The organism is Planococcus donghaensis MPA1U2, assembly GCF_000189395.1.
Classification (GTDB): domain Bacteria; phylum Bacillota; class Bacilli; order Bacillales_A; family Planococcaceae; genus Planococcus; species Planococcus donghaensis_B.
The window spans coordinates 22796-33599 of record NZ_AEPB01000020.1 but is presented as its reverse complement, the minus strand read 5'-3'; the positions used below and the strand labels follow the sequence as shown (position 1 = coordinate 33599).

At 44.0% G+C, this 10804-nt stretch carries 7 protein-coding genes; 2 read left to right on the top strand and 5 right to left on the bottom strand.

Translation table 11 applies throughout. The features are described 5' to 3' along the window. Nucleotides 1-40 precede the first annotated feature (40 nt). Nucleotides 41-1165 (bottom strand): NADH-dependent flavin oxidoreductase, encoded by a 1125-nt coding sequence (locus GPDM_RS05955; RefSeq protein WP_008429924.1) that lies wholly within the window; start codon nt 1163-1165, stop codon nt 41-43. Between the two features lie 181 nt (nt 1166-1346). On the opposite strand from GPDM_RS05955, the gene GPDM_RS05950 reads away from it, so the two are divergent. Next, entirely contained in the window at nt 1347-2375 is a 1029-nt protein-coding gene (locus tag GPDM_RS05950) for an NADP-dependent oxidoreductase (protein WP_008429923.1), read from the top strand. A gap of 21 nt (nt 2376-2396) precedes the next feature. On the opposite strand, the gene GPDM_RS05945 is transcribed toward GPDM_RS05950, so the two are convergent. Then, the gene (locus tag GPDM_RS05945) at nt 2397-2675 is read right to left on the bottom strand and encodes a hypothetical protein (protein WP_008429922.1); all 279 of its coding nucleotides are present in this window, start codon (nt 2673-2675) and stop codon (nt 2397-2399) included. 48 nt (nt 2676-2723) lie between these two features. Next, nucleotides 2724-3731, bottom strand: coding sequence for an LLM class flavin-dependent oxidoreductase (locus tag GPDM_RS05940; protein ID WP_008429921.1), 1008 nt, complete (start codon nt 3729-3731; stop codon nt 2724-2726). A 221-nt stretch (nt 3732-3952) separates the two neighbouring features. Between GPDM_RS05940 and msrB the strand changes: the two genes are divergently transcribed. Then, nucleotides 3953-5092, top strand: a complete 1140-nt coding sequence (gene msrB, locus GPDM_RS05935; RefSeq protein ID WP_008429920.1) for a peptide-methionine (R)-S-oxide reductase MsrB — start codon at nt 3953-3955, stop codon at nt 5090-5092. Nucleotides 5093-5474: 382 nt separating this feature from the next. On the opposite strand, the gene metH is transcribed toward msrB, so the two are convergent. Together metH and GPDM_RS05920 are read right to left on the bottom strand one after the other, a co-directional pair. Then, complete coding sequence (gene metH / locus GPDM_RS05925; RefSeq protein WP_008429917.1) at nt 5475-8912, bottom strand: methionine synthase; 3438 nt, start codon at nt 8910-8912, stop codon at nt 5475-5477. After that, on the bottom strand, nt 8893-10752 hold the full coding sequence (locus GPDM_RS05920) for a bifunctional homocysteine S-methyltransferase/methylenetetrahydrofolate reductase (protein WP_008429916.1): 1860 nt from the start codon (nt 10750-10752) through the stop codon (nt 8893-8895). The genes metH and GPDM_RS05920 overlap by 20 nt, the downstream gene beginning before the upstream one ends. Between the last annotated feature and the right edge of the window lie 52 nt (nt 10753-10804).

Sequence of the window (10804 nt, the reverse complement as noted above, 5' to 3'; positions counted from 1 at the left end):
CGGAACTGCGTTTTTTATAAGTGTTTTCACAAACTATTAATCAATTGTCCGCAACGGTAACCATGCCGTACGACGTGATTAAGTGCCACATGTTTTGTGGAATATCTAACGTTCCTACCATGTTAGGTTTAATAACGGGATTGATTTCTTGCTCTTTGCCTTGTTTGATTTTTTCCGTCCACTCAGGATCAATCAATGCTTGGCGACCCATCACGACAATGTCGGCACCTTCTGCGATGACCGATAAAGCGTCTTCTGGTGTTTTCACACTACCAACAGCTACAAATGGCACGCGGCCTTTAATTTGATCTGCTAAAATGCGAATGATACTGTCGCCTTGTTCAGCGCCTTTTGGTGTTTTCTTAAATTCAAACAACGATACGTGAATATAATGAATGCCACGGTCGATTAATTCTTCCACCAATATTTTTGTTTCTTCAATTGTATAACCGGTAGTTTTTTCATTGTTTTCTTCTGGCGATAGGCGGTAGCCTACGATAAATTGCTCATCTGCATATTTAGCTACCGTGTCTTGAACTTTTTTCATAACGGCAAGTGGGAATCTCATGCGATTTACAAGCGTGCCTCCCCATTGATCTTGACGCTGGTTTGTCACGGATGAAACAAATTGCTGAAGCAAATACGTATTCGCTCCGTGAATTTCAACACCATCAAAGCCTGCTTCAATCGCTCTTCTTGTCGTTTCACCAAAATCTTCGATAATCGCGTAAATTTCCTCTTCAGTCAATTCGCGCGGAGTTGGTTTTCCAGCTTCACCCGGAACAGCACTTGGCGCTACCGTTTCGTTTGCTTTAATCAATTCAGGCTGGCTTTGTCGGCCGCCATGTTGCATTTGCAGTATAGCTTTACTGCCTTTTGATTTCATTTCTTTAGCCAGCTGTTTTAAGCGTGGCAATGCACTATCGTCAAATCCAATAAACTGATTTGGGAACGCAATGCCGTTTTCTGAAACCGCGATACACGCCGTAACGTATAAACTGCCTAAACCTGCACGGCGATTGTAATAGCTCAATTCTTCATCGGAAACCGTACCGTCTTCATTTCCTGAATACGTCGTCATTGGCGCAACTCCAAGACGATCGTTTAACACGACGCCATTTGGCAAAGTGATTTCGTTAAATAATTCTTTATATAATGGCTTCATGGAAGTTCCTCTTTTCTTGGTTCTCATCTTTTCCGAAAGGTATCGGTATTTCAAAATAGCATATGGATTTTAAGGAATCAAGAATACGCGCTCGCCGCGTTTTTTCGGTACATTATTTTTGACCACTCTTTATCTGAGTGGTACGCTTTTCTCGAATTCGTATCTAGAGGAGGAATTTTTCATGACAGCTCAATTACATAAAGAAATTCAATTGGCGAACCGCCCAGAAGGCATGCCAACTAATGATGATTTTAATTTTGTCGAAAAAGAAATTCCGACACCCGCAGAAAATGAAGTTTTGTTAAAAACACTTTACCTATCTGTAGACCCGTATATGCGCGGACGGATGAGAGACGTAAAATCTTATATCCCTCCATTCGAATTAAACCAAGCTTTAACTGGTGGCCTGTTAGCTGAAGTTGTTGAATCACGCTCGGATTTATTTGAAAAAGGTGATATTGTCAGCAGTAACCTAAGCTGGGCTGAGTACAATGTAGCAAATGCCAGCAAGCTGCAAAAAGTTGATCCAACCGCTGCATCTATTACGGCACACTTGAGTGTTCTTGGATTGACTGGACTTACTGCTTATTTCGGATTGCTTGATATCGCGAATCCGCAAGCAGGCGAAACGGTAGTCGTTTCAGGCGCAGCCGGTGCAGTCGGTTCGATTGTTGGCCAAATCGCAAAAATTAAAGGGACTCGCGTTGTTGGCATCGCCGGTTCTGATGATAAAATCGATTACTTGATCAATGAACTCGGTTTCGATGCTGCGGTGAATTACAAAAAGGACAGCTTTAAAGAAGACTTGATCAACGCACTTCCTGATGGCGTTGACGTGTACTTTGATAATGTTGGTGGCGACATTTCTGACGCCGTGATTCGTCAGTTAAACAAACATGCACGCATTTCATTATGCGGCGCTATCTCTTCTTATAACAATGAAGAAGGAGACCTTGGGCCACGCATGCAAGGACAATTTATTCGGACCAGCACAATGATGAAAGGCTTTACGCTTGGTGACTACGCAAAAGAATTGCCAACAGGCGTTGCGGCACTTACGCAATGGCTGCAAGAAGGCAAATTGAAATACGATGAAACGATTGTTGAAGGCTTTGAAAATACGCCAGAAGCGTTCCTTGGCTTGTTCAAAGGTACGAATCTCGGCAAACAATTAGTAAAAGTTGCAGATCCTGAGTTTGCAAAGCTATAAAACGAAGAAAAGCCGCCTAAACTAGGCGGCTTTTTTCCATTTATTGGCGATACTGTCGAGATTGGGTGAAATACTGTCCGAATTGGATAAAATACTGTCGAAATTGAGCCGAATACTGTCCAAAATCGAGAAATACTGTCCGCCAGCGTCAACACCCCTTATAAATCTTTGAGAAAACGAAAGACCGTACGTGGCAAGAAAAATAATAGCTCCAAACCCTCTACTATAAATTCCACCACATCCCAAATCCACCAGCGATCTTTCTTTTCTTTCTCTTTCGATTTGATTTCCATTTGCCACGCCTACCCTTCTGCTTTTCACATAATACGCAGCAGGATACAAATGGTTTCATTTTCCAGATAAATCAACTGCTGATGCCAATAAACGCAATGCGTTCATGCGGTTAGCGGCACCTGAAATATTTGGGATTAAGGTGACTTCATCTGCTCCAAATCGTTCAGCAAGGTCTTCAATCTGCTCTTTTACTTGCTCTGCAGTTCCAATCAACATGCGTCGACGATTGCGGTCTACTTTTTCTTGTTCACTTGCACTAAAGCCACGCTTTCGAGCAGTGTCGGCTGACGGATAATAAGGAGGTGGCGAATCAGATTCAATAAACAATAGCCACAAATCAAACGCAGTCGCTAACTCCTCAGCTTTTTCTGCCGTTTCAGCAACTACTGCAAAAACAGCTAGAATCACTTTTGGCTCCTGTAAAAATACCGATGGCTGAAATTCTGCGCGATATGTGTTCACAACATCGACGGATTGTCCTGACGGTTTTGCAAAATGAGCATACGCGTAACTCATGCCTTTTTCAGCAGCTAGCTTCGCACTGCCAAGCCCTGTACCAAGTAGCCACATTTCGGGTGCTGTATTTATCATTGGCATCGCTACTAACGATTGAAAGCGATGTTCACTTTTCGTATCATCTGAAAAATATTTTTGTAGATCCGTTATTTGTTGATCGTATGGCAACCGTTTTGTTTTGCTTTCATTTAATGCTGCGTTGACGTTACGGTAACTGCGCGAACGACCAATGCCAAGATCGATGCGGCCCGGATGCAACGCTTCAAGCATGCGGAAATTTTCCGCTACTTTATATGCACTGTAATGCGGCAACATAACCCCGCCTGAGCCAATCCGAATCGTTTTCGTAGAAGTCGCCAAATGCATCATTAACATTTCCGGCGTACTGCCTGCGACCGACTCGACTTTATGATGCTCAGCTACCCAGAACCGCTTGAACCCAAGCTCCTCTGCCAACTGCACAAGCTCGGTAGTTTGTTCAAGCGCCACCGACGCGGTCTGTCCTTCATCAATTGGCGAATAATCTAAGACGTTCAACACAACCATTTGCCCGCCTCCTTTCCACAATGACTAAATCTTAGCACGCCAATCAAATCCCCTTCTACTTTACGAACTTACTGTAACTGAATAAATCTATTTTGTGACAGACCTTATGAATTGTCAGTTTTTTTCGAATCGCCTCAGTACCTCTTTTATTAGCGAGTAGCTTAAACTAAAGGTAAGAACCGTTTCCAAATCACTCCACCAAGAAAGGCAGGAGCTTTACTATGAAAACACTGACATTAGCAGGCTTTGTGATTTTATTGCTATTGCTGCTTTCAGGTTGTGGTACGTCAAATGCATCTGATTCTACGAGCTCTGATTCTGGAAATGCCACCGGAACAAGTACGTCTAAATTTCCAGACAACCCAAACACAGACCTCGAATTTGATACAGACAACTTAAAAGATATTTACTTAGCTGGCGGCTGTTTCTGGGGCGTCGAAGCTTATATGGCAAGAGTTTACGGTGTTTATGATGTGACATCTGGTTATGCGAATGGCAATACGGAAAATCCAACTTATGAAGAAGTGGTTCGCGAAAATACAGGACACGCTGAAACAGTCCATGTCCGGTATGACCCAGAACGTGTGGATTTAGAAGAAGTATTGAATCATTACTTCCTCATCATTGACCCAACGCTTTTAAATCAACAAGGCAATGACCGAGGTGAACAGTACCGTACAGGCATTTATTATGAAAATGAAGACGACCGTGCTGTGATCGACAAAGTGGTAGCTGCCCAAGAAGCTCGCTATGATGATCCAATCGTTACGGAAGTTGAAATGCTGGATCATTATTATTTAGCTGAAGAGTATCACCAAGATTATCTCGAAAAAAATCCAGACGGCTACTGTCATGTCGAATTTGATACGTTAGAAGATCAAAAACTAGGCGAAGATGCGCAATCGTTAATCGATCCTGCGCTTTACCCAAAGCCAAGTGACGACGAACTAAAAGCAACGTTAACTGATATTCAATATGCCGTTACACAAGAAGACGATACGGAACGTGCATTTTCAAGTGAATACGACGGCTTTTATGAACCAGGCATTTATGTGGATATCACGACAGGAGAACCGCTTTTCTCTTCTGCCGACAAGTACGATTCCACAACCGGATGGCCGAGTTTTACAAAACCGATTGATCCTGACGTAGTGACTGAACATGATGACGGTTTGTTCTTTATGAAACGAACCGAAATTAGAAGTCGGGCAGGAGACAGTCACTTAGGGCATGTCTTTAACGATGGCCCCGAAGACAAAGGCGGCTTGCGCTATTGCATGAACGGTGCGGCGTTGCTGTTTGTTCCTGAAGCAGATATGGAAGCACAAGGCTATGGCTTCTTGTTGGATAAAGTAAATTAATTGCCTGTCATTACTAAATGAAAACATAAAACCCCGAACGCCATCTATTATGGCTTTCGGGGTTTTAACTGTTTCAGGAATTAAGAATTTGCTCTAGGCGGGCGCTTCCCGCCGGCACGGCTGCTTTCGCTTTTCTCTGTCCAGACTCCAGCAGCCAGATTCTTGGGTCATAAGCCACTCTGGCTGTGCGGCAAAGAACGCCGCTTCGCCAGTGCGTCTTATGCCCATCGAATCTACACGGCTGCTTTCGCTTTTCTCTGTCCAGGCTCCAGCGCCCAGCTCTTTGGGTCATAAGCCATCCCAGCTGTGTGGCAAAGTGCGCCACTTCGCTGCTCTGTCTTATGCCCGGCAGAGCTACATGGCTGCTTCCGCTTTTCTATCCTCAATCCACTATAAAATATCTCGCATCCGGATGAGCAAAGACGATTGCGGACACGGATGCTTCGGGGTCCATCATGTATTCTTCGGTTAAGTGAACGCCGATGTCTTCTGGTTTGATTAAGTTGAATAATTTGGCTTGATCCTCTAAGTTCGGACACGCGGGGTATCCGAAAGAGAAGCGTTGTCCTTGGTATTTAGCAGCAAAGCGTTCGCGCATGGAGAAATCGGTTGCGTCTGGGAATCCCCATTGGTCGCGGATTTCTTGGTGAATACGCTCTGCAAAGCCTTCTGCTAGTTCAAGCGCTGTTGCTTGCAGTGCATGACTTTCTAAAAACTTGCCTTGTTCTTTCAAGCGTGTCGCTTGCTCGCGTACGCCAAATCCTGCCGTTACTTGCATAAAGGCGACGTAATCCATTTCGCCACTGTCGACGGATTTTAAGTAATCGGACAAACATAAGAACGGAGGAGCCGATTGACGTGGGAAAGTAAAGCGCTCGATTTCCGTTTTGCCGTCTTTCGGATCGTAAACGATGACATCGTCTCCATCACTTTGAGCTGGGAAAAATTGATACATCCCGGACGGCTTCAATACACCAGAACCTAAAAACTCAGTTGCCAGTTCATGAAGCTGAACAGCACGCGGATCGCCTTTTGCTAAAGTTTTCTCGCTAAAGCCTTTTAACCCAAGGTGATGACCAATCAATGTGCGCATATTAACATATGGATACAAATGAGCCACAGAATAATCTTTTAGTACGTGTCGACGCAAATCGTTTGGTACGTAAACCGTGACATCTTCACGCACGGTTTTCACTGGTTTTTCAGCCACCGCCACAGCCGGTTTTGCTGCGCGGACCGCTTCAGATGCTTGGCGTTTTTCTTGCTGCGCGTCTAACTCCAACAACAACTCTGCTTTTCCTGCGCCACTTTGTAAACGGTTCGCCAAGTCGAGTCCTTGCATCGCGTCTTTTGCGTAAATTACCGGACCGTCGTATTCCGCTGAAATTTTCGTTTCCGTAAAGCGTCTTGATAACGCCGCACCGCCTACTAAAATGGGTACATCAATACCCGCTTCTTTAAAATCTTGCGCGGTAATGACCATTTGTTTTGCTGATTTAACGAGTAGACCTGACAAACCAATCATGTCCGGCTTTTCTTTTCGAATCACTTCGATTAACGTAGCCGGTGTTACTTTAATGCCGACGTCAATAACTTTAAAGCCATTATTGCTCAAAATGATTTCTACTAAGTTTTTGCCGATGTCATGCACGTCACCTTTTACAGTCGCCAAAACGATTTTCCCTTTTCCGGAATCGTCTTCTTTTTTCTCCATAAACTGCTCAAGGAATGAAACTGCTGCTTTCATAACGCCTGCACTTTGCAGCACTTCGGCCACAATTAATTGATTGTCATTAAACAAACGACCTACTTCGGCCATCCCTTTCATCAAAGGTCCGTTGATGACATCAAGCGGTTCATCGTACATATCCAACGCTTTTTCCAAATCGGGAATCAAGCCTTCTTTTGTTCCTTCTATAATGTAGTAAGCTAACCGGTCCGGTACCGTTTTTGGGATATCGTCTTCGGTTTTTTCCTTTTTCTTATCACGGTAAAAAGCTGTAAAGTCAGCTAAAGTATCGTCTGTAGTGGTAAACAGCAGTTCATTGGCCATATCAATTTCTTGTTTCGGAATCGATGCATAACGTTCTAGTTTTTCTGTATTAACGATGGCATAATCCAAGCCAGCTTGTGTGCAATGGTACAAATACACCGCGTTCAACACTTCACGACCAACCGGCGGCAAGCCGAATGACACGTTACTAACACCTAAAATTGTTAACGTACGCGGCAGCTTTTCTTTAATGAGACGAATGCCTTCGATGGTTTCTACCGCAGAACCAATGTATTGTTGATCTCCTGTTCCGACTGGGAAAACAAGTGGATCAAAAATGATATCCTCTGGCGCTAGTCCCCATTTATTAACTAGTAAATCGTAAGAGCGTTCCGCGATTTCGAGTTTACGCTCGCGTGTAACAGCCATCCCTACTTCATCAATCGTCCCCACTACAACAGCTGCTCCGTATTTTTTCACAAGCGGCATGACGGCCTCAAAACGCTCTTCTCCGTCTTCTAAGTTGATGGAATTGATAATGGCTTTCCCTTGCGAAAATTTCAATGCTACTTCAATGACTTCTTCGTCTGTGGAATCAATTACGAGCGGCACTTTTACTTTTTTGACGACTTCTTTCATAAAATGAGTCATGTCTTCGACTTCATCACGGTCAGGATTCGCTAAACAAATATCAATGACATGTGCCCCATTTTTCACTTGCGCACGAGCGATTTCAGCGGCTTCTTCAAACTGTCCATCAATAATTAATCGTTTGAATTTACGAGAACCGATTACGTTGGTTCGCTCTCCAATAAACAAAGGGCGCATCGTTTCATCATATTGCAACGGCTCGATTCCAGATACGACATGACCATGCTCGATCGGATCTGGTTTTCTCGGTGGCAACCCGTCCATTGCTTCTCGAACTGCTTTAATATGTGCAGGGGTTGTCCCACAACAACCGCCCACGACGTTCAACCAGCCTTTGTCCGCAAAACCACGCAATTTTTTCGCAAGCGATTCAGGCGTTTCATGGTAATGACCGTCTTCATCGGGTAAGCCGGCATTCGGATAACAGCTCACATAACCATCCGACAGCTCGGACAATGACCGAATATGATCAGTCATAAATTCTGGACCTGTTGCACAGTTCAACCCGACTGACAGGGGTTTGACGTGTTCAATCGAAATATAAAATGCTTCAATGCTTTGACCCGCTAATGTCGTTCCCATCGGCTCGATGGTGCCTGACACCATAATCGGCAATTCGAGGCCCGTTTCTTCAAACGCTTGGTTAATGCCAATCGTTGCGGCTTTAACATTTAACATATCTTGACTGGTTTCCAATAAAATCAGATCGGCGCCGCCTTCAATTAATGCTTTTGCTTGCACATAAAAGTTTTCCAGCATTTCATCAAATGTAGCCCCTCCTGTTACAGACAAGGTTTTCGTTGTCGGTCCAATGGCACCTGCCACAAAACGAGGCCATTCCGGGGTGGAAAATTCAGCAGCCGCTTTTTTCGCAATTTCAACTGCGCGTCTATTAATATCCGCCGCTTGGTCGCCAATTCCGTATTCGTCCAAGACGATTGGCGTTCCACCAAACGTATTGGTACAAAGAATATCGGCTCCTGCTTCAAGATATGCGGTATGAACATTTTTGATAACATCGGGACGCACAATGTTCAAGTATTCGTTGCACCCATCAAATTCCTCTCCGCCAAAATCTTCAGGAGACAAATCTTCGTTTTGAATCATCGTTCCCATGGCTCCGTCGATGATCAATATTCTTTTTTCGAGTTGTTGTTCAATAAGATGCTTGGACATGGTTGCGATCGCTCTCTTTCTGTTGATCTAGTTGACGAATATAGTGAATCAGTTCTACGGTCATATCGTAACGCACAAATGGCGTGATCAAGTAAATTCCATGGAATAATTCGGCTGCGGTATCAATTAATTCTTTTGCAATTTGAATGCCTTCTTCAGTTGCTCGGTCTTTGTCATCGCCACACGCACGCATGCGTGCTAACGCATCATCTGACAGCTTTATGCCCGGTACTTCATTGTGCAGGAATTCTGCGCTGCGAATACTGGTCAACGGCATAACCCCAATGAAAATTGGCGTTTCTAAATGTTTGGTCGCTTCGTAAATTTCTGTAATTTTTTCTTTCGTATAAACAGGTTGCGAAATAAAATAATCCGCGCCACTTTCAATTTTCTTTTCGAGTCTTGCTACTGCTCGGTCAAGCACACGGACATTCGGGTTGAATGCGGCAGCAACCGAGAAGTTGGCTTTTTTCCGTAACGATTTCCCAGAAAATGAAATGCCTTCGTTCAACTTCTTGATTAATTGAATCAATTCCATACTTGACACATCATAAACGCTTGTCGCTCCTGGGAAATCACCCACTTTAGTCGGATCACCTGTGACTGCGAGTATATCGTGTATGCCAAGTGCGTCAAGGCCCATCAAATGCGATTGCAAACCAATTAAATTGCGGTCGCGGCATGTAATGTGAGCAAGTGCACGAATGTCTTCTGTATGTTTTAAAATCGACCCCATCGCCATATTGCTAATGCGTGGTGAAGCCAGTGAATTGTCGGCCATCGTCACAGCATCTACTCCAGCTGCTTTTAACGCAACCGAGCCTTCTAAGAATTTCGTAACGTCTAAATGACGGGGTGTATCAAGTTCTACAATAATGGTTCGTTCCGTTTTTGCTTTTTCGTGAAGCGGCTTTACTTCTAACGCTTCGGCTTCTCGAATAACGATTGGTTTTCTTTCAGTTACTTCTTTGCGAACAATCGGCGCAAGCTGACCTAGATGTTTTTTCACGGCTTCGATATGTTTTGGCGTCGTTCCACAACAGCCACCAATCAAACGAACACCTTCTTCTCTCAGCAGTAAAGCTGCACGTCCAAAATAATCGGCCTCTGATTCATAAACAATTCGCCCGTCTTCCACGTCCAGCAAGCTGGCATTTGGATAAGCTGATAGAAAAGCTTTTTCAGGCAACGTCACTTCTTCAAATGCTTGAATAGTATGGTGAGGGCCTAAGCGGCAATTGACTCCAACAATATCTGCCCCAAGCGTTTCTAATTGATGCAACGCATCGTTTAACGACATACCATTTTGCAAAATTCCTGGGTCATGCATGGACACTTGGGCGATTAGCGGTGTATTAGTAATGCTCTTTAAATGTTTAACGGTCGCTGCGAGCTCTTCAAAATCATAATAAGTTTCTAACAATAACCCGTCCGGATTTCCTTCTAGTAAATGAGTAGCTTGCTGGTCAACCATCGCAATGATTTCTTGCAAACTAGCATCGCTTTTGCGGATACCCCGAATGCCGCCAATCGTTCCAAAAACAAATTGTCCTCCTGGTGCTGCTGCTCGGTTGGCGATATCAATAGCAGCTTTGTTGATCTCTGCGACTTGCGATTCTAAACCGTAGCGAGCTAGTTTCAGAGCATTCGCCCCGTACGTATTGGTTTGGATAATATCGGCCCCTGCTTTGATATAATCGAGATGGATTTTCTCAACGATTTCGGGGCGTTGTAAATTCAACTCTTCGTTACAATACTCGATGCCGTATGAGTAAAGCAAGGTTCCCATGGCACCATCTGCTGTCAAAATTCTTGTCTTTAATTCATCTAATAAACCCATCTATTAACCCCCTTTATATAAACAAAAAAAGCCTTCATGAAAAAGAAGGCTT